At 43.7% G+C, this 22,061-nt stretch carries 14 protein-coding genes; 6 read left to right on the top strand and 8 right to left on the bottom strand.

Annotated elements, in window-relative coordinates:
- Positions 1–25: 25 nt before the first annotated feature.
- Genes ISR87_10840 through ISR87_10860 form a run of 5 tightly spaced genes read right to left on the bottom strand, consistent with a single transcriptional unit; the run spans position 26 to position 5,315 of the window.
- Positions 26–1,459, bottom strand: coding sequence for a 2-oxoacid:acceptor oxidoreductase family protein (locus ISR87_10840; protein ID MBL7025943.1), 1,434 nt, complete (start codon positions 1,457–1,459; stop codon positions 26–28).
- A complete protein-coding gene (locus tag ISR87_10845) occupies positions 1,456–2,514 on the bottom strand; it encodes a 3-methyl-2-oxobutanoate dehydrogenase subunit VorB (GenBank protein MBL7025944.1) in 1,059 nt (352 codons plus the stop codon). Before ISR87_10845 ends, ISR87_10840 begins: the two co-directional genes overlap by 4 nt.
- 3 nt (positions 2,515–2,517) lie before the next feature.
- Positions 2,518–2,886, bottom strand: a complete 369-nt coding sequence (locus tag ISR87_10850) for a ferredoxin family protein (protein ID MBL7025945.1) — start codon at positions 2,884–2,886, stop codon at positions 2,518–2,520.
- 36 nt (positions 2,887–2,922) lie between these two features.
- Positions 2,923–4,221 carry an acetyl-CoA hydrolase/transferase family protein gene (locus ISR87_10855; protein ID MBL7025946.1) on the bottom strand — a complete coding sequence of 433 codons (1,299 nt, stop codon included), beginning with the start codon at positions 4,219–4,221 and terminating at the stop codon, positions 2,923–2,925.
- Entirely contained in the window at positions 4,221–5,315 is a 1,095-nt protein-coding gene (locus ISR87_10860; protein MBL7025947.1) for an alanine dehydrogenase, read from the bottom strand. Before ISR87_10860 ends, ISR87_10855 begins: the two co-directional genes overlap by 1 nt.
- 335 nt (positions 5,316–5,650) lie before the next feature.
- Between ISR87_10860 and ISR87_10865 the strand changes: the two genes are divergently transcribed.
- From ISR87_10865 to ISR87_10875, 3 genes are all read left to right on the top strand, one after another.
- A complete protein-coding gene (locus ISR87_10865; protein MBL7025948.1) occupies positions 5,651–8,602 on the top strand; it encodes a hypothetical protein in 2,952 nt (983 codons plus the stop codon).
- 46 nt (positions 8,603–8,648) lie between these two features.
- Positions 8,649–9,101, top strand: coding sequence for a hypothetical protein (locus ISR87_10870; GenBank protein MBL7025949.1), 453 nt, complete (start codon positions 8,649–8,651; stop codon positions 9,099–9,101).
- Positions 9,102–9,562: 461 nt separating this feature from the next.
- On the top strand, positions 9,563–11,383 hold the full coding sequence (locus ISR87_10875; GenBank protein ID MBL7025950.1) for a hypothetical protein: 1,821 nt from the start codon (positions 9,563–9,565) through the stop codon (positions 11,381–11,383).
- A gap of 175 nt (positions 11,384–11,558) precedes the next feature.
- Here ISR87_10875 and gdhA read toward each other — a convergent pair whose 3' ends face one another.
- A complete protein-coding gene (gene gdhA / locus ISR87_10880; protein MBL7025951.1) occupies positions 11,559–12,899 on the bottom strand; it encodes an NADP-specific glutamate dehydrogenase in 1,341 nt (446 codons plus the stop codon).
- 358 nt (positions 12,900–13,257) lie between these two features.
- Between gdhA and ISR87_10885 the strand changes: the two genes are divergently transcribed.
- Positions 13,258–17,895, top strand: a complete 4,638-nt coding sequence (locus ISR87_10885) for an AMP-binding protein (protein ID MBL7025952.1) — start codon at positions 13,258–13,260, stop codon at positions 17,893–17,895.
- A 27-nt stretch (positions 17,896–17,922) separates the two neighbouring features.
- On the opposite strand, the gene ISR87_10890 is transcribed toward ISR87_10885, so the two are convergent.
- Together ISR87_10890 and ISR87_10895 are read right to left on the bottom strand one after the other, a co-directional pair.
- Entirely contained in the window at positions 17,923–18,369 is a 447-nt protein-coding gene (locus ISR87_10890; GenBank protein ID MBL7025953.1) for a response regulator, read from the bottom strand.
- Between the two features lie 187 nt (positions 18,370–18,556).
- Complete coding sequence (locus ISR87_10895) at positions 18,557–19,855, bottom strand: citrate (Si)-synthase, eukaryotic (GenBank protein MBL7025954.1); 1,299 nt, start codon at positions 19,853–19,855, stop codon at positions 18,557–18,559.
- Positions 19,856–20,086: 231 nt separating this feature from the next.
- Here ISR87_10895 and ISR87_10900 point away from each other — a divergent pair, with 231 nt between their 5' ends.
- Both ISR87_10900 and ISR87_10905 read left to right on the top strand, forming a co-directional pair.
- Positions 20,087–21,460, top strand: a complete 1,374-nt coding sequence (locus ISR87_10900) for an rRNA methyltransferase (GenBank protein ID MBL7025955.1) — start codon at positions 20,087–20,089, stop codon at positions 21,458–21,460.
- A 63-nt stretch (positions 21,461–21,523) separates the two neighbouring features.
- Positions 21,524–21,910: a transcriptional repressor gene (locus ISR87_10905; protein ID MBL7025956.1), complete on the top strand. Its 387-nt coding sequence runs from the start codon at positions 21,524–21,526 to the stop codon at positions 21,908–21,910.
- The last annotated feature ends 151 nt before the right edge of the window (positions 21,911–22,061 follow it).

Genomic DNA, 22,061 nt, shown 5'->3' on the forward strand with positions numbered 1-22,061 from the left:
ACCTCCAAATTTTTGAGGAGGAATATCAGGCTGAGAGTTCTCTCCCCAGTTCCAGACCTTTCTGAAATGCTTTCAGATTGATCTCTAAAAGATGTCGCTTCTTAAAGATAAGCGGTAGAACCCTTTGAACCACCAAAGGATCAAGAAAATCTGAGTATCCGGCGAGGACACCGAGAATGACAACATTCGAGGTTCTCGTGTTGCCCAATTCCTTTGCGATCTCAGTTGCTGGAATGGGTATTCGTATGATATCATCCCGTTTTGGCTCAATATCTATCAGTGAACTATCCCACAGAATGGCCCCACCTTCAATAACATCATCTTCAAACTTCTCCAGAGAGGGTCGATTCATGGCAACCAGCACTGTAGGATGGGTAACCAGGGGTGATCCAATTGCCTCACGTGACAGCTTGACGTGACAGTTTGCTGTCCCCCCTCTCATCTCAGGACCATATGAAGGAATCCAACTCACATTAAGCTCCTGGCGCATCCCAATTTCACTAAGCCAGACACCCAGAGAGAGAACACCCTGGCCACCAAACCCGGCAATTTTTATTTCCTGATCAATGCTTTCACTTAGGGTCAATGAATCAGTTTCAATTTTTATCTTATCCTGCTCCAGTCCGAGAAGTTTTGGTACCCTGCTTGGTGAAGCAAAATGCTTACTCAAGTCCAAAGGTTCAACCTGTTGGGCGATATCTTTGAATACACCGAGTGGGAAGTTCTGCATCAGAGTTGATTTGATCCATTCCTCTGACTGGGGTGCTGTCATCTTCCACCCTGTGGGACAGGTGGATAAAACCTCAATAAAAGAGAAACCTTTCTTCTCGATTTGATTTTTGATACCTCGCCGGACAGCTTTCCGGGCAGCATTTTTTGACCGCACATCTGCCAACATAACGCGTTCTACATACACGGGAGATTCAAGACTGGCAATGATTTCGGCCATACGCATGGGGTAACCCTCATTCTGCAGCGTTCGACCATAGGGTGTGGTCGTTGTTTTCTGACCAATGAGGGTTGTGGGAGCCATTTGACCCCCGGTCATTCCGTAAATGGCATTATTTACAAAGAAAACGGTTATGGCTTCACCACGGTTGGCGGCATGAAGTATCTCATTACCACCAATGGCAGCCAAATCTCCGTCTCCCTGATATGAAATCACGATAGATTCAGGTAAGGCACGCTTCACACCCGTAGCCACTGCAGGCGCTCTACCGTGAGCAGACTGGATATTTCCTGCATTAAAGTAATAGTAGGCAAAAACGCTGCACCCGACAGGGCTCACAAATATGCAATTTTCAGCTACCTCATAATCTGTTAGGGCCTCTGCTATCATTTTATGAAGAATTCCATGACCACAACCTGGACAATAGTGAGTCTGTTCCTTATTATTTCCCGGACGACGTTCATAGGTGTCGTAAAAGCCCTTTGATTTTCCTAATATTTTGACGCTCATAGTACCCTCATCATGCGTTTGATCTCATGTACCAATTCTTTTATGGACGGGACATTGCCCCCCATCCTGCCGTAAAACTCCACGGGCTTGGCACCATTCACAGCCAATCGGACATCATCCACCATTTGACCATTACTCAATTCTATCACACTAAATGCTTTGACATGATCCATGGCAGCGAGTTCTGCGATTCGTTTTGATGGATAGGGCATGAGGGTTATGGGACGCAGCATGCCCACCTTTACCCCTTCAATCCTCAATTGATCGACGGCTGTATGTACCATTCGAGAAACAATGCCGTAGCCGACTACGATGAAGTCTGCATCATCAAGTCGATATTCTTCGAAGCGGGTCTCGCTATTTTCAATAATCTCGTATTTGCTCTGTAATTTTCTATTGTGACGCTCCAGATCATCTGGATCAAGTTCAATAGAGCTGATAAGATTCATTCTATCGCCATCGACTCCGCGTATGGCCCATTTCTTTTCAGCAAATTCTTCAACTGGTTCAGGGAAGTCGACTGGCTCCATCATCTGACCTATAAATCCATCAGCCAAAACAACGGCTGGATTTCTATATTTGTCAGCAAGATCAAATGCCAGCATGGTAAGGTCACACATTTCTTGAGCAGAATTGGGGGCTAGAACTATATTTTTGTAATTTCCATGGCCACCCCCCTTAACTACCTGATTGTAGTCACTTTGTTCCGGGGCTATGTTTCCCAGACCAGGGCCTCCGCGCATGATATCCACAACCACGCATGGGAGTTCAGCTCCCGCCAGATATGACATTCCCTCCTGCTTCAAACTAAAACCAGGGCTGGAACTTGCTGTCATGGCACGAATACCGGTTCCAGCAGCACCATACACCATATTGATTGCCGCTATTTCACTCTCAGCCTGAAGGAAGGTCCCCCCCACCAGTGGCATGTAAAGTGCAGCAGCGTGGGCAATCTCACTTGCCGGGGTAATTGGATATCCATAGTAAGCGCGGCAACCAGCCAGGATGGCACCCTTTACAATTGCTTCATTCCCTTTTACAAATTGTTTTGCCATGCTCTACTCCGCGAAACTTAGGTTTCTAAAATTGCTTAGGATAACTTGCTGACCACAGGCTTCACACTCTGCCAGCCCCTTCACCGAATCGGTGACTGTCAATCTACTCTGCACATTCTTAGTCTGGCAGATATAGCTTTCTTCAGCCTCAGCCCAATTCTTATAAACTGTAATTGCACCTGGTTCAGGACATGCATAGAAGCAAATACCGCAACCCGTACATCCATCACCATCATATTCAGCTGGACTATAACCATGCGTATTAAAACTATTTGCCAAGTGCAGGACATCAACTGGACATGCGACGACGCAAAGATTGCATCCTTTGCATTCCTCGATGTTGACTGCAACGAGTCCACGGGCTTTAGCCATATTCAGAACCTCCTCAGATTCATATTATCTTATTTCTCAATGTAAAAGTTTACTCCTGTGTGACTGTCGCTCCAACTCCTCCCGGAAGTCTGGGTGCGCAATTGAAATAAGAGCCTTGGCTCTTTCCCTCAATGTTTTTCCGTGAAGATGGGCAATACCGAATTCAGTGACGATATAGTGCACATCCCCTCTGCTGGTTGTGACAGCGGCCCCCGGTTTCAGCTCTAAAACAATACGGGATTGGGTGCCCTTTTTAGCTGTAGAGGGCATGGCAATAATGGGTACCCCACCAATACTTCGAGAAGCTCCCCGCATAAAATCAACCTGGCCACCAATTCCTGAAAAATTGGTGCGTCCCATGGAATCTGAACATACCTGACCGGTTAGATCAATCTCAATGGATGAATTAATCGCCACCATTTTATTGTTTTGAGCAATGATATAGGGATCATTCACATAATCTGTGGGATGAAACTCCATGAAAGGATTCTCATGAATAAAATCGTAAACGTGTTGGGAGCCCATAACAATACTGGAGACTACTTTTCCTGGGTGTAGCGTTTTTTCTTCGCCATTAATTACGCCAGATTCAACCAGTTCCACCACACCGTCACTGAACATCTCTGTATGGATACCCAGGTTGCGCTTTTCCTTGAGATAGAACAATGTTGCATCTGGTATAGCTCCAATTCCCATCTGCAGGGTTGATCCGTCTTCAATGAGACTGGCAATGTATTTTCCGATAATCATGTGCCGCTCAGATAATTCAACTTTGGCAGCTTGGAATAATGGCTCATCAGCCTCCACGATAAAATCCAACTTCGAAGCGTGTATAAAATTGTCGCCGTGAACTCTGGGCATCTGCCGATTTACCATGGCTACAATAATTTTGGCTACTTTGCAGGCGGCAATTGTTGTATCCGTACTTACTCCAAAACTGCAAAAACCATGTGAATCAGGTGGGCTCACATGAATTAGAGCCACATCCACAGGGATGTGGCCATTTTTAAACAGCCCCGGAATTTCTGATAGAAAGATAGGTGTCCAGTCTGCCCTGCCTGCGTTTACGGATTCCCTCACATTCGTTCCAGTAAACAGGGAGTTTAGGCGTACATGGCCTTCCATCTCTGGCGTGACATATTTTGCATCACCTAATGTTAGAATGTGGCTTACTGTCACATCCTCAAGGTCCATGACTCGCTTGCTAAAAGCATCTACAAAAATCTGAGGGGTGGCGGCACCTGCATGCAAATAAACAGAATCTCGAGATTTGATGAGACTCATGGCCTCCTCAGGAGTTCCAATACGTGAGCGATAGTTTTCAGTCCATCCCATTATATTTTGATACCAAATAAGCGATTAAGAACGGGTTGCATATTTCGTCCACCAAGTGTGTACAATCCCTTTTTGAGTCCATGCGAATCTTTCATCGCTTTATCAATGCCCATCTCGGCTATCTGAATCAGATACTTGGACAATACATTGGAAAGTGCAATTGAGGTGGTTCTACTTATCCCTGAGGTAATATTGGGGACACAATAATGGATCACACCTTCATCGATATAGACAGGATCTGAAAGCAAGGTCGGCCTGGTTGTCTCACTGGCACCACCCTCATCAACAGAATAGTCGATGAGTACAGAGAGGTGTTTCATTTTTTTGACCATTTCCCTCGTGATTATCTGAGGAGTCTGGGCACCTCTGTTTAGAATGGATGTTACCACGACATCAGCGAAGGCAATGGTTCTAGCCACGGCTGGTTGATTAGCGTAAATAGTAGTAACCCGGTCACCCAAGGTGTTCTTCACCCTACGTAATTGTTCAATATTTTTATCAAGAATATGGACTTGCGCTCCCAAACCCACAAAAGCCTTTGCGGCACTGGCTCCTACCATTCCGGCCCCAACAATGACAACGGAAGCAGGGGCTACTCCTGGGACACTCCCCAACAGGACTCCTCTTCCCATGGGATCACGTCCTAAATAATTTCCAGCGATGATTGGTGCCATCTGACCAGCAAGTTCACTCATGATATTGAGAATCGGTCTGGAACCATCTTCCTCTTCCATGATCTCCATTCCGATCAAGGTGATTTTTTTTTCGGTCAAACCCTTGAATACTGCTGGGGAACTGACAGAGAGGTGCTGGAAGGTAATGACGGTCTGGCCTTCTAGCATAAGATCGAGGCATTCCTCATTCACAGGCAAAATTTTGAGCAGCACATCAGAGCGACCATAAATTTCATCCGAGCTAAAAACAATCTGGGCGCCCTTGTTTGTATAATTCTGGTCAGAGAAGCCACTTGATATACCTGCTCCTGATTCTACAAAAACTGTGTGACCCCTCGTAATAAGAGATGTTGCTCCCCTGGGTGTTAAACAGACTCGCTTTTCATTCAAACGACTTTCATGCAGAATCCCAAAATTCATAGCCATCTCCCAATCTCATCCCCCTTGTTTTTGATACAAAACATTAAAAGACAAACAGTGTGCCAAGTATACAAAGTTCGTAAATTAGATAATACGAATCCTCAAGTGCTCTGGCTCAAACCTGTAGACTTGGTGAGTTTTCTTAATGGGTCAGAATACGATATGGACAAGTAGATTCCTAAATAAACTCAATCATTTCTACTGTTCATATCCACCTAAATCAGTTGACTCACCATGTAAAAACCAATTGAGCATTTTTAATGAGGATATCTCAACTATTTTAAAGCATGTTTAATCAGGTACTCACACTCAAGCAACGTCCGGGCTTCCGAGACATGATGCAACACCGTGTGCATGAAATATTGTTGATATCAAGTCTTTATGATGCCTTCAAGTTGGAAGAGGATGGCCGTCTTGGTGAAATGATTTTCACTGAATACCAGGATATGAATCTTAGCAGTGCTCCAAGAATTACCAGGGTCTCAACGGGAGACCATGCGTTGAGAAAATTGAGAGCGCGCCACTATGATCTCGTCATTACGATGACACGTATATCAGATATGGATCCCTTTGAACTGGGTCGTAAGATTAAAAAGAAGCAAGAGTCCATTCCAGTCATCATGCTGGCCTCGAACCGTCGAGAATATAAGTGGGCCACTCAACGAGTTGATAATCTCAAAGGAATTGATAAAACCTTCATATGGCACGGTGATTCAAACATTTTTACGACTATTGTAAAATACATCGAAGATCGTATGAATGCTCCTCGAGATATTCTGAAGGGTGGAGCACGAGCCATCATTGTGGTTGAAGACTCCCCAAAATATTATTCAATTTTTCTACCTATGCTTTACAGAGTGATCATCAATACGACCCAGAAATTGATGAAACATGAGTATACCGACGAGCTGCGTTTATTCAGAATGAGATCCAGACCAAAGATTTTGCTGGCATCCACATTTGAGGAGGCCACCGAGTTATATAAACTATATAAAAACAATCTCCTTGCGGTTATCTCTGATGTGAGGTACCCCCGCAACGGTGTACTTGACCCCCAGGCTGGTGCCAAGTTCATAAAAATTATTCAGAAGAAAAATGCCACGATGCCCCTCATTATGCAATCAATGGAGGGGAGTAATGAAAAAACTGCCAAGGATCTCGGGGCCTATTTTATTGCCAAATATTCACCCCAATTGATAAAGAGATTGCAGGATTTTGTTGTCAAGCACTGTGGTTTCGGAGATCTGGTTTTTAGCACTCGAGATGGGAAAATCCTTGCAAAAATTCGTCATTTAAATGCGCTGAGTGCGGCACTTGAATCTGTACCAATTCAGAGTATCGAATACCATTCACGTCGGGATCATTTCTCAAACTGGCTGGCCGTCCGTGGCTACTTTGATCTTGCTGATTTCTTAAAACCCATCAATTTCGAAGATTTTGAAGATCCAGAAGATTTTCGCAAAATTTTACTTGATGCAATTGAACGACAGCGAGTCCTTCAACATTTTGATAATATTGGCTACTACGATGTCGACACCTATGATCCAACCATTACTGCAGTCAGAATTGGGGGTGGATCTATTGGCGGTAAGGCGCGAGGTCTCGCTTTTCTCACTGCTCACAAGCGTCGATATGATTTTTCGCGGAAATACCCCGAAATAAGAGTTGATGTTCCTCAGTTCGCTGTAATTGCCACAGATATTTACGATCGATTCCTGGACATAAATAAACTGCGCAGCAAATCCCTGGAGTTAGAAACCAACCAGGAAATCGATGATCTGTTCCGGAAAGCTGTTTTTCCAGGTAATTTTACAGAGCAACTCCATTCCTATTTGGGTCATCATGCCGGTCCCCTTGCTGTCAGATCCTCCAGTCTCCTGGAGGATTCTCTATTTCAGCCATTCGCGGGGATTTATAGCACCTATATGCTTCCCAATTGTGCTCCAGCCCTTGACACAAGGGTTTTCCAGCTACTGGAAGCCATCAAACTTGTATATGCCTCTGGATTTCACAGAGAAGCAGTTGCTTATCTCAAATCAACGGGTAATCGTCCGGAGGATGAAAAGATGGCGGTGGTAATCCAGCATCTAAGTGGGCGAAAACATGGTGATTATTATTACCCCAGCTTTTCTGGTGTTCTACAGACCCTCAACTATTACCCCCAGGGAGCGATGCGCCGTGACGAGGGTATGGCAACCATGGCACTTGGTTTGGGAAGAACTGTTGTAAATGGCGAGAAAGCATTAAAATTCAGTCCAAAACGACCCAACGTTCTGCCACAGTTTTATGATGAGCAATCCATCTTAAAAAACAGTCAGAATTACTTCTACGCCCTGGATACAGCCCATTGTGATTTGCCTTTGGAAAGCGGGGAGAGTTCGAATCTCGTTCAGTTGGACCTGAAAACTGCTGAGGAGCACGGCAGCCTGGACCAGATAGCCAGTGTGTATTCATTCCAGGACGGTCGCTTTCGCGATACCTTGTTCGATAAGGGTCCTCGGATTATAACCTTCGCCAACATATTGAAATGGAAATCTCTTCCTCTGGCAGATATGCTCAGTGATTTAATGGAATTTGGAAAATTGGGTATGGGTTGTGAGGTTGAAATGGAATTCGCGGTAAATTTACCAGCAAATCGAGAAGAACCAGCAGAGCTATCCATTCTGCAAATAAGACCCATGGTCACATTCGAACGACCACATGTTGTTGACATTACCAAGGTGGGAAAAGACGATGAGCTGTTTCACAGTGAAATTTGTCTGGGCAATGGTGACAATGTCGAAATACACGATCTGATTTATATCGACATTGATAAATTCGACATCCTGAAAAGCCAGCATATCGCTGAAGAGATAAGAATAATGAATCGAGAATTCAGCCCGGAGAAGTCTTACATGCTTGTAGGTCCGGGGCGTTGGGGCACAGCGGACCCCTTGCTGGGTATTCCCGTGAACTGGAATTACATATCTAACGCCAGATCCATTGTAGAGGTAGGCTTACCGGATTTATATGTTGATCCTTCTTTTGGGAGTCATTTCTTTCAAAACATTACTTCTCTTGGGATTAGCTATTTTACGATTCCTCCAAGACAATTAGCTGAAAAAATGAATCTCGATTGGTTTAAGAGTCAAAAGGCCGCCACAGAAACGAAGTATCTTAAACACTTTCATTTTGAGGACCCTTTCATTATTCAAGTTAATGGAATGAAAGGTGAAGGTCATATCTGGAGACCGGGCTGCAGCATGTCCCTGGAAAAGGAACAGTTCGAAATCACCCTTGAGAATTAAATAATTCACTTTATGTTCGGAGCAAACAAAAGAGGAGATGCTTGACATGAGAATTACCTTCAAAGCCCTACTAATCACTGTACTACTCACAGCAAGTGTGTTTGGACAAAATTCGGGGATAGGAATAGGCTTGTCCACCGATGGACTCACTGGAAAATATTGGATGAGTGGGACGAACGCTGTGGCTGTACACTGGAATTTTGGAAGCGCACTCGCTGCGGACTATTTGTTTGATTTACCCGACTTGCTTAAAATAACTGACAATGAGACACCTGTGTATTATGGTGCTGGTGTTACCCTGGGGACACATAAGGGAATCAATGATGACCTTGAGGAGACAACAGAATTTGATCTTGGCGTACGAGGGGTAATCGGGATCAGTTACTATCTTTCATCTTATCCTGTAGATATCTTTATTGAAAGCACTCCCACTCTCAAAATACTTGGAGGAGGCGGGTTTGGCTTTGGTGGAAGCCTGGGTATCAGATATTTTTTCTAAACCATATCACACAACTTTCAAAGGAGGCTGTCCCAAAAGGGCGGCCTCTTTTTTGTTGTACACAAGGGGAAATAATGGTCGAAGACAGTCGTGGGGACAGAAAAGAGTTGCTTAACATTCTCTGGCGGGCTGATTTTAGCCGATCCATCGCATAATTTTTACTTCGATGGGTTTTACATAAATCTGTGTAAATCCGCCTGCCCGGCGTAGCTCAACGAGCAGAGACGGGTGTGAATCCGTGGTTATATGAAAAGAGACTGCCTGAGGTTCTGCGACAGCCTTTTTTTTGTGCAACAATGATTGTCTCCAGCTTTGTGGAAATGTTAAGATTTTTGAAGGATTCTTTTATTGAAATCCTGTGCATAGGGGTTAGTATTAAGCACATCCATACCTATTGGTATTATTGTTATAAGGGTATGGTACTGAGATAGTTAGCTAAACTTATTTTGTGAGGTCCCTTGGTGACAGATACAACACATAATTTTCATATACCCGTCATGGGCACAGGGCATTCCATTGACACCCCCATTCGCCTGGCCCATTTAGGAATCACTTCAGTTATTTCTATTATCGATGACATCCTCATGGAGCGCTTGAGGAAATACTATACGGCTGAGTACAAACTACCCTATCAGCCCATTTCAAACCGGGAACCCGATGGCCGTGCAAAACGAATCACCGCATATCTGGATATGGTCCAGGATATTGTTGAAATGAAGATGGCCCGCATTCGTGCTCTACCCTTTTTTGAGCAGAATGAAAAAACCCGATATTTCGAATTATTACCTGATACAAGCTCCCTTAAGAAGACGTATAATGACCTGCTGGAAACCAAACCCGGACAACTCAGGGAAAAGCTTTCTCAGGATCTCTCCAAAAGAATGAAACCTGGTAATATTGATGTCAACATAATGGTTAAAGTTGACAACATCAGCACCAACAAGCATGGATCCCCCCTGGGAGAAGAATTTTCTGATGCCAAGGCTGCCTTGCGTGGTTTTGCCAAAAGCAAAGTTGAATCTGCCATGATCTTTTCTGCAGGAATCAACCAGAGTCTTTACGGCTACATGACCAAATACAGAGATTTTTATCGGGATCACCAGGGTGAGATCAAGAAGAAGATCATCCTTAAGGTCAGCGATTTTAGATCAGCCATGATCCAGGGACGCTACATGGCTAAAAAAGGAATTGAGATCTCGGAATTTCGAATCGAATCAGGGTTGAATTGTGGTGGACATGCATTTGCATCACCAGGACACCTCCTGCCTATTCTGTTGAGGGAGTTCAGAGAGAAACGACAGGAATTGGGATCCCAGTTTCAGCCCATCATCAAGAAATTTTACGATAAGATGGATTGGGAATATCCTGAAGATCTCAACCATCACCCTGAAATCACAGTACAGGGTGGTATTGGGAATCATGGTGAGGTTCAGCGCCTTCAAAAGAATTATGGCATTGATCGTACTGGTTGGGCCAGTCCATTTCTGCTGGTCCCCGAAGCTACGCCCATTGACGCAGTGACCAGAATGCAGCTCATGAACTCAACTGACGACAGTCTGTATTTGAGTGGAGCCTCTCCTCTTGGTGTTCCCTTCAACAACATCAAAGGATCAGGATCAGCCAAATGGGGAGCCAAGCGCTATGCCCAAGGCAAACCAGGGTCACCTTGTCCCAAAGGGTTTTTAAAATCCAATACCGAATTTACGGAAGAGATGATCTGTACTGCATCCACACAGTACATGACTCTTAAATTACGCCAGATTGATGACACCATCACACCTGGAGCCGAAAAGAATCTCGCCATCGAAAAGGTGTTGGCCAAAGAGTGTCTTTGTGAGCATCTGGGAAATGGAGCTCTGATTAGCCTGGGAATCTCCCCTGCCTCACGGTCTCCTCAAGCCATCTGCCCTGGACCCAACCTGTCATGGTTTAATCGAAACTATTCACTGGAAGAGATGGTTGACCAGATTTATGGGAGAGGCAAGGAATTGCTATCAGATGAGCGTCCCCATATGTTTGCCAAAGAAATCCAGTTGTATGTGGATCATTTTCGATCATTGTTGGATGACGCACTAGAAGGGCTGCAGACACCGAAATTTCTTCAGACCTTCTATGACAATATGCAAGCTGGCTTGGATTATTGTAAAGAGATAGCCCAGGAAGTTGCCTATAAAGGTGAAAACCTTCCCTCTATCTCAGAAGCAGTCGAAACACATGGTAATCGGTTGGAAAAGTTCTACCAACATTTCAAGTCGAAATTGGGAGTGGAAACACCGACTTGATACATTAACCATTAATTTTTACAGAATAAAAAAAGCGCAGGAGGACCCTGCGCTTTTATATTTGTGCATGTTCCAGCTAACCTGACCTTTGAAGATGTCATTCTCTAATTGTTCAGTATAAAAAAAGCGCAGGAGGACCCTGCGCTTTTTTATGCCTTTTTGAGGATCTAGCTATTTATACAACACCTTGATCCAACATTGAATCAGCAACTTTCAAGAAACCGGCAATATTTGCACCAGCTACATAGTCTCCTGGGAAACCATAACGTTCTGCGGTCTGAAGGGCATTTGTGTGGATGCTCTTCATGATGTTATGCAGACGCTCGTCAACTTCTTCTCTCGTCCATGAAAGACGCAAGCTGTTTTGAGACATTTCCAGACCTGAAACAGCAACACCACCAGCATTGGCAGCTTTTCCTGGACCGTACAGAATTTTTGCATTCTGGTAGACGTCGATTGCTTCAGGTATAGATGGCATGTTGGCACCTTCTGCAACAACATAGCAACCGTTTTTGATCAAGGCTTCAGCTTCTTCCTTGTTTACTTCATTCTGAGTAGCACAAGGTAAAGCAACATCACATTTCACATGCCAGGGACGTCTACCTTCAAAGTATTCACCGCCAAATTCATCGGTGTACTCTTTGATTCGTCCACGACGATTGTTTTTGAGATCCATGACCCAGGCCAATTTTTCTCTGTCGATACCTGCTGGATCATAAATTGTACCTGCAGAATCAGAAAATGTGACTGGTTTTCCACCGAAATCCAGAACCTTTTCTGCTGCATATTGGGCTACATTTCCACTACCAGAGATGGTCACAGTTTTACCTTCAAGAGTTTCGCCACGTGTTCCCAGCATTTCCTGAGCAAAATAAACGGTTCCATATCCAGTTGCTTCTGGACGAATCAAGCTACCCCCCCAATTGAGAGATTTACCTGTCAATACACCTTCAAAGGCATTCCGCAATCTCTTGTACTGGCCAAACATAAATCCAATCTCACGACCACCGACACCAATATCACCAGCAGGAACATCAGTATTGGGACCAATATGACGAAAGAGTTCAGACATAAAGGATTGTGTGAAAGCCATAACTTCGTTGTCTGATTTGCCTTTAGGGTCAAAATCAGACCCACCCTTACCACCACCCATGGGCAGGGTTGTGAGAGCATTTTTAAAGACTTGTTCAAAGCCTAAAAACTTGAGAATACCAAGATTAACGCTTGGGTGAAAACGTAGACCACCCTTATAGGGGCCTATGGCGCTATTAAATTCAACGCGGAACCCACGATTAACCTGTACGGTACCAGAGTCATCAACCCAGGGAACACGGAACATGATAACACGTTCTGGTTCGACAATACGGTCAAGAACCTTTGCCTCACGATATTGAGGGTGACGATCCATAACTGGCATCAAGGATGTAACTACTTCCTCGACTGCCTGTATAAACTCTGGCTGTGCCGGGTTCTTCGCTTGGACACCGGCCATAAATTCTGCAACATGATTAGACATGCATACCTCCTAAAAGTTGGATTTCAGTTCTCATACTGCTCTCCTGGTGCCGCATGTCAATAAATGCGAGCGAGACGCCAGTTACTGAATAATCCGATGTTTGTGCCATTTTTGTCATTGTCCTGTTAGTGAGACAAATCTTGTGCCATTTTCATGATATTTGCTGAAAATCGACAACGCGCGGATAATAATCTCATCTGGGTATAATTCATCACATTTATTACGAGAAGCATACATATTACAGTACAATGATAATGTTTTTGAATTGTTGCCTTCTTCAGCAGATGACGCCTAGCAATTAATTTGGAAGTCAAGATCATCGTTCCTATGTTGGGCGCTAAAGTAGAAGGAAATACGAGTGAAATATTCACTACATGATCTGTTGGATAATGTGGACACAGATTCAATCGAACAAGAGTCAGCCCTGGTCCAATATTTCAAGGATTTGGAAACACAACCTCCTGATGATCTCGGTATTTGGTCCAGTGAAATACTGAAATATGGCAATCATATTCTCGACACAGGAAGTCGTGAGAGCCTGACCTTTCTGTTGGAGCAGGGTTGGGAACCATTTTTCACTTCACTCATCAAAGCATCTCATATTCAGAATGACTGGTTTAACCTTGAAATGGAGGTGGTGAGAAAACTCAATTATACACCGGGTTATCTGTTCCATCGCAAAGCAGAACAGTTAGGGAATAAAACCTTGTTTAACTTCAAGCACGGTCGGCAGTGGCAACAACAATCCTGGTCAGCTGTCCAGCAGTCTGTCACTCATCTGGCTGCTGCCCTCATTGACCTCATGGGAAGCACGACTCCACGCATTGCCATACTGTCGGAGAATCGCATTGAGGTCGCCATCACAGATATTGCCTGCCTGACTTATGGATTCGTAAATGTTCCCATTCAACCAGCTTCTCCGCCAGCTCAGATAGAATACATTCTCGCACACGCAGAGATACAAGCCATCTTTGTTTGCGACTCACAACATTTACGCAGTATTGAAAGCATCCTCCCCAACCTCCCGTCTATTAAGCATATTATCACCTATAATGCCGTCGCTACAACAAACCCCCTGGTGAAATCTTACAAGCGGTTAATGGATGAAGGTGGTTCAGCCGAAGCTCTTGATTGGCTGGAAGGGATTCGACTTTCTGTATCGCTCTCAAATATTGCCAGCATTATGTACACATCAGGTACCACTGGGTACCCAAAAGGCATTGTATTCACTTATGAAAACATCATTTCTAAACGGTTTGCCAGAAGCCTGGCACTCAACCTGGGAAATGAAGATCGCTTTCTTTGTTTTCTGCCCCTCTTCCACACCTTTGGAAGATTTCTTGAGATGTGGGGCTCAATTTTCTGGGGGGCCGAATATACATTTTCAAGTGGTAAAGGGACCCAATCAATCCTGGACGATCTAAAGATTATCAAACCAACAGTTCTTATAAGTATCCCCCAACGCTGGCAAGATATCTACGATAATATTGGTTCGACTGTTGATCTGGTAAACGATGATTTTATTGTGATAGCACGGAGAGTAAATGAGGTCACAGGTGGCGCTTTGAAATGGGGACTTTCCGCCGCCGGGTATCTTTCCCCTGATGTGTTTCGATTTTTCCAGGCACACAATATCCATCTTCATAGTGGTTATGGAATGACAGAAGCTACCGGTGGCATAACCATGACCCCTACAGATGGTTATATAGAGAATTCAGTCGGTATACCTTTGCCGGGTATGGAGATCAAGTTGGCTGAGGATGGTGAGCTTTGGATTCGAGGCGCCTATGTATCAGGCAGTTACTGGAATCCTATTGACCCAGATGAGCGACCTGACGGGTGGTTTACAACGGGTGATATTTTTCAAACGCTGGACAATGGGCAAATTGAAATCATAGATCGTAAAAAGGAAATTTACAAAAATGCCAAGGGTCAAACCGTAGCACCTCAAAAAATTGAAAATATGTTCAGAGACTTTGAGAGTATCCACCAGCTATTCATTGTTGGTGATCATATGCCTTACAATACAGCCTTGGTCAGATTGAATCGAAAGCACAAGGACCTGAAAAGCATCTGGTCAGATCAGCAGAAAGTTCGGGACTATGTTGGCAATGTCATTCATTCTGTGAACTCATTTCTAGCTCCCTTTGAGCGAATTGTCGATTTTCGCCAGGTTGACCGCGATTTCAATAAGGATATGGGTGAGTTAACTGAGAAGGGTAGTTTTAAAAGAGCCAATATCCTCGAGCATTTCAAAACCGAAATTGGATCACTCTATGAAAAGCATTATAAATCATTCTTCATGGAAGATCTGGAGATTCAAATTCCCAATTGGGTTTTTCTTCAGCGCGGTTGGACTCAAAACGACCTGGTTATCGAGGATAGGATTCTCAAGCATAGGAATAACCGGCATTCTCTGAGAATTGAGCCAGGCAGGGATGAGATTAGAATCGGAGCGTTTTTCTACCAATTCCATGGGAATATTATTCAATTTGAAGATATCATCAGGCAACCAGCCTATTGCATTGGCAATAAGGAGCTGGAGAAGTTCCTGGATTATTCGAATTTAAGGATTAAACCAGTAAATATGAGCCCGAATCTGCTTCCTGGTACCTGGACCGATCTGGAGTTTACAGAAAAGGAGAAACTCCAGGCAGAAGCTGAAATTGAAAAAGCCTTAAAGCATTCTGACTATTCAATGGAAGCCCTGAGACCAGTCATTCTGATGGTATATTCCCAAACACTTCAGCCTATTCAACAGGCCTTTCGCTTATTGAATCGAATCTATTCAAATTCAAATGAAAGTGTCAGACATATCGTGCGCTATGCTTTCCTGCGTCTAATCCGTTCTGATGATATAGAGCAAGCCCAATTTGCCTGTGAGCAGGTTGTTGCCCTCTTTCCTGCGAATGATCTGGAAAGGATAGTCACCTATGCATTGGGCAGAAAAGTGCTCTTCAACCTTGACAAGGAAAGTACATCCTGGTCCAATATCAATATTCACAAAGTCAAGCTAGCTTCTAATTATTTACAATGGCTGTCAAATCAAGAGTCCCTGGAAGAAAAGGCATCAATCCTATTTGAAAATGTTTTGGGGATTCTTTATTCATGGTCGAAACAATTCCCTAAATACTATGCCACCATCAGAACGGCCATGATCAGCTCGATCGTCAACCTTCCTGCAAAAAGCAGTATCTCCAAAAAAATCCTCAGCACTTATGAGGCTATGAATGTGAATTTTTCAAATTCAATGCGGGATATGGATCCCGCAACAACCATCATCCAACATGAGCAGACCCTTGATTGGGAAGATGTCCTGCTATTTGATAAGCCAGTCACAATCAAGCACCGAGAACGAATCATGTCGGCGTTTGTCAACACATCAATCCTGAATGAATCAATGTATCTATTCTTTGAGGGCAAACAATTGTCCCTTGATAAAATCCCCCCCCAGGGAATCTTCATAAATTTGTTGGGAAGTGCACATGGGAAAACAGTTTATCGTGCGACCATCCAGAGTAGCGAGGGGAGTTATAAATTTGCCATCAATTTGAACGATGAGCTAAGTTCAGAACAAGTCTATACTGAAATATTCTGGTTAATGGCTTGCGCCAGGGAAAACAAATTCAACCAATTGGTTGAGACATTGGGATCCTATAAACCTGAGCAGGATCTCTGGACGGAAGAGTTTATTTCAGGTCTGACAGTAAGACAATATTTGAAGCAGGCCGAGTGGGCTGGATCTTCAGATGAGATGCCGGCTCCCGAATTTATCTGGCCACACATCGTCTGGACCTCAGTCCTCACTTTTACGAGTTTTTGGAAGAGAACTCGGTTTAGAAAGATGATTTCGATTCCAAGCCCTGGGAAAATTGTGATTCCAATTCATGACTACCATGTGGGTGGTAGATTGGTTTCCATTTCTGGTATCAAGGAAGTTTTGTCCGAACTGGAATTTATTGAGAACCTTGAAAACCTATTTGTTCGGGCTACTGAAAAAGAGTTTCCAAAATTCGAACTCAAGGTAGGGACTGATATCGTATATCACGCCATGAGGGAAGCCCTTGGCCAAAAACATTCCACAGCGTTTTTCGAAGCGATCCTTAGTGATAAGGCTATCACTCCTTCAAGAAAAAAGGATGTCCTCTCCTTCCTTTCAGTGGTTGAGAAAGAAGGTTTCCAGACCAAGTCTGTTTATTTTGCCACACGCCGCTATCATCGCTGGCTCCTTATCAATCAGGATGCAACATTAAACGCCAAGGCTCACTTCCTGAAAGACTTGTATCGAGATTACAATATCCAGGGGAGTGAACCTGAATACCCGGATGCTCGTGTCCAGCTTTTTATGGATACCGTGTTTTCTGACTCGGATTCAATGCTTAAAGCATATCTCGAGCTACTGGGAAGTAACTTACGTCAGCATTCACTGGATGGTGGAAGCCTTCAAAGTGAAATCAGTCAATATATTGGATCCAATGAGCTGGACCATTACTCCTCATTTTTTCTTAAAAGACTGGCCTTCCCTGAATTACCTCCCAGCGAAGATATTGAACTTATTGCTACCCGTTCAACTGCCATGGACGAGATTGAGATTATGATCTCCAGGCATGATAGCAAGGGCACCTCGTTCCGAATCAGAAGGGCGATGCATCCGAAAGAAATAATCCAATTACAGCAACATTTTGTCAAGGCTCGCATGGATGTAAATTTCACCCATGAGCATAAATTTCTTGTCGCCTTAAACAAAAAGGGTAGTGTTATTGGTGGCCTTTTCTATCTGGACCAGGGAGAAGACGTTGTGTATATGGACAAGGTAGTGGTCTCTGACAATCACCGAGGAGGTGGAGTCAGCAGGGGACTTCTAAATGAATTTGTAAACCGGATGAGAAATTTGAAGAAAAAAATGATCATCACAGGATTTCTGCATCCTGGATATTTCTACAAATTTGGTTTTATTATTGAAAAAGACCAGGGAGGTCTGGTCAAATATTTGTAGGAAGCATAAGTGAGAATTGATTGAACCCTATTCCTCTCTTTCCAAAAAACCTTCCTCGTCTTTTTTTCTGTCCTCAGCCTCAAGATGTCTGGTCATAACCTTTGAAATAGTTGCTTGTTGTATGGCTGCCTTTAACTCATCATCACTAAATGGTTTGGTAAAGATTCCATGAGAGCTGGTCTGGCGAGCTGAATCAAGTGTGGGTGTATCTGTATGGGCTGTAATGAAGATAACCGGGATATCCGTTTCACGGCTAATCTCACGGGTAGCTTCCAGACCATTCATTTTACCTTTAAGGGTAATATCCATGAGAATCACATCGGGATAATGCTCATTGGCAGCTGCGATAGCATCTCTACCATTATTAACAATTCCAATGACTTGAAAACCCATTGCTTCAAGTCTCAGTTTTATCTCACTGGCAACGACAATCTCATCTTCAACAATGAGGACCCGTGTATCTATTAACTGCATTTGCGATATGTATTCGAGTTGATCACAATTGAACCTTATGTGCAATATTTGCCAACATTAATCCTCAAATTTATTCTTGGGCTGGAGTCAACCTAACAATATTTGCTCCAACATACATGTGACAAATTGATAAAACATAAAAGCCCCGGTATTACCCAGGGCTTTGTATCGGTCTGATCCCCGCTTTTTATAATATGGATTTGATGTATTCTGTCGTCAGCGATTTTGGTCGTTCCAAAGGCAGACCAATTGCCCTGTCCCAAACTGTGGATGCCAACACACCCATGGCACGGGAAACGCCAAAGAGTACCGTATAAAAATCATACTCATGCATACCGTTGTGAACCAGGAGGACTCCTGAATGAGCATCTACATTTGGCCAGGGATTTTTAGCTTTCCCCTGCTCCAATAGAATGGGTGGAACAACTTCATAAAGCATACTGACCACCTGGAACAATTCATCATCTGGCATGTGCTTGAGAGCAAATTCGCGCTGTGCAGAGTAACGTGGATCCGTTTTGCGCAAAACCGCATGACCATATCCAGGAACTACATTACCAGAAGCAAGTGTATCCCAGACAAATTTCTTTAAGTCTTCCATGGTGGGAACACCACCACCTAGCTGCTCTTTTACATCCATTATCCAGCGCAATACTTCTTGATTGGCCAAACCATGCAAGGGACCAGCCAGACCGTTCATACCAGCAGATAATGCATAATAGACATCTGATAGCGTAGAACCAACAAGATGTGTTGTATGTGCGGATACATTACCACCCTCATGGTCTGCATGAATGGTCAGGTAAATCCGCATTAACTCTCTAAACATCTTGGTATCAAAGCCCATCATATGAGCGAAATTGCCACCCCAATCCAGTGTGGGGTCGGCAGGAATGATTTTACCATCTTTGTAAGAACGGCGATAAATGTACGATGCCAGGGCAGGAAGACGAGCCAGAAGATTCATAGTGTCTTCATAGACAGGTTTCCAATAGTCAATTTTGTTGATGCCCTTGCGATATTCTGCAGCAAAAATTGATTCTGTTTGTTGAGCAACAATACCCACTGAGAACTGCGTCATGGGATGTGTATCTTTTGGAAGTGCATCTATGGCTTTGTACACATGTGCAGGAAGGGTACCACGATCTTGCCATTCCTTGGTAATCTCAGCAATATTTTCTTCTGTCGGTAGCTCGCCAGTCATCAAGAGGTAAAAAAGTCCTTCTGGTAATGGTTCTTCACCTTCAGGAGCGTGTGGAAGTTTTTCCTGGAGTTCCGGGATAGTAAATCCACGAAAGCGGATACCTTCATCTGGATCCAAAGCCGAGGTTTCGGTAATCATAACCTTTACGCCACGCATACCGCCATATGCTTGTGCAACGGTTACATCACATAATTTTTTATCCCCGTGATTTTTTCTTATCTCCCCAACTTCTTCGCGAAATTTCGGGATGATCTCTTCAAGCTTGTTTTTTAACAATGACATATTCAAATCTCCTTCATAAAATTCTATCTCAAAAAAAGAATGCTTAAAATAATTAATTCTCAAGATTATTGATGCTGTTCCGCAATTATTACTCTAAGCTAGGACTTCTACAAATATAGTGCCTGGAAATAGATATTGCGGAAATATTTTATTGCTACAGGAAAGTAAAAGATTCCACCTTGATCCGCCTCTTATTGATTTCTTTTCATTATTCTGCTCTTAGTTTCCACAATGAGAGATCGATTAATTAAACTTCCTCCACCTCTGGAAAGTCGACTCCGGAAACAACTTGGGGAGGAATTTGAGCATTTTCAATCTGCCCTTAGAGAACCACCACCAATCTCCATACGAATGAATCCAGGGAAACCCACTCATCACTACCCCAGTGTCGACCCCATCCCCTGGTCCAGGGAAGGGAGGTATCTGGAATCACGTCCAAGATTTACTGATGATCCTTTATTTCATGCCGGTGCCTACTATGTCCAGGAAGCCTCCTCAATGTTTCTAGAATATGTGGTGGAAGGTGTTATGGATCTCAAGCAGGATCATCGGGTCCTGGATCTCAGTGCAGCACCTGGAGGAAAGGCTACTCACTTGCAATCTCTTCTGACAAAAGACTCACTCCTGGTTGCTAATGAAATTATTGGCTCTCGAAATAAAATTCTTCGGCAGAATCTAGTCCGTTGGGGTGGTGATAATCACTTCGTAACCCAGAGCGATCCAAAATATTTCAAGAAACTCCCCAATTATTTTGACCTTATCCTGGTGGATGCACCCTGTTCAGGTGAAGGACTGATGCGAAAAGACCCAGGAGCTATTGGGGAGTGGTCCGAAGACAATGTGACACTTTGTTCACGACGTCAAAAGCGGATACTGGCTGATGTTGTACCTTCACTCTCCAATGGTGGTATCCTTATCTACAGTACCTGTACCTTTTCTGAAGTGGAGAATGAGGAAAATATGAAGTGGTTGGAGCAGGAATCAGGGCTGATGCCGCTTCCACTGGATATTCCTGAATCATGGGGCATTGTCCGGAGTGGACCAGAACGAGCTGGATATCGATTTTACCCCCACCACACCAGAGGCGAAGGATTCTTCATTGCAGCCTTCAAGAAAGCTGATTCACCATCCACTCCGAGGATTAAAAAAGGCAAACCTGGTCGGTTTCCAGAATTAGCTTCACCAGAAGACCGCAAATGGCTGCATTCTCCAGACAGATATACATTCCTAACTCGGGAGGAACATCGAATTGCGATTCCAAAAATCTTATATGAGGATTATCTCACAATTAATCGGTCGCTTCGCATAACGAGTTCCGGTCTCTACATGGGAAAAGTCTATCATGGCCAACTAAAACCATCTCCAGAGTTGGCTTTAAATCAAGCACTATCCAAAGACATTCAATCCATTGAATTTTCAGTTGAAGAAGCCCTGGATTATCTTGCTCATATCAATAAAAGTTATGGACATGACTATCCATCCGGGTACAATCTGGTTGTTCACAATAGTTATGGGCTGGGCTGGTTGCATGTTTTGAATACGGGACAAATCAGGAATAAATATCCGGCAGCCTGGCGCATCCTCCAGCGTCATGCAAAGAATTAAACATAACAGTAACTATTACTATTAGCTTGAATTTCGCATTGTTTTGCTTACTTTTGTTTCACCATGGAACCTATTAAACAAAGATATAGTCATCAAAGAGAAACCATTCTTTCCGTTGTACAAAGCACATTGGTACACCCCACTGCAGATTGGGTCTACAAGGAGACCAGAAAAATCATCCCGAATATCAGTCTTGGTACAGTTTATCGTAATTTGAACCAGCTTGTAGAGAGTGGGCGCCTCCTCAAACTAAAAGATGAGGCCATGGTGCGCTATGATGGCAATACTGGTCAACACGATCATTTCAGTTGCTCGGTATGTGGTAAATGGTATGATATTGAACTGCTGGACCCGTCTATCTTTAAATCCTTTGCAGAGAAATACGACTTTAAGATAGAGTCAATTAATCTGGAGTTGGAAGGTACCTGCAAAGATTGTCTTGATTCATAATTATATCTAAATATTAATCGAGTAGGAGGATAGGGATTAATTCCCTATCCGTCCTCTCACACCACCCTGCGTACGGTTCCGTACAGGGCGGTTCCTTAATTTACACCTTAACATTTCGGTAATAATCCGTGAAAAAGAGGTATCCAGCTTC

The organism is Candidatus Neomarinimicrobiota bacterium, from assembly GCA_016784545.1.
In the GTDB taxonomy this organism is placed as follows: Bacteria; Fidelibacterota; UBA8477; order UBA8477; family JABMPR01; genus JABMPR01.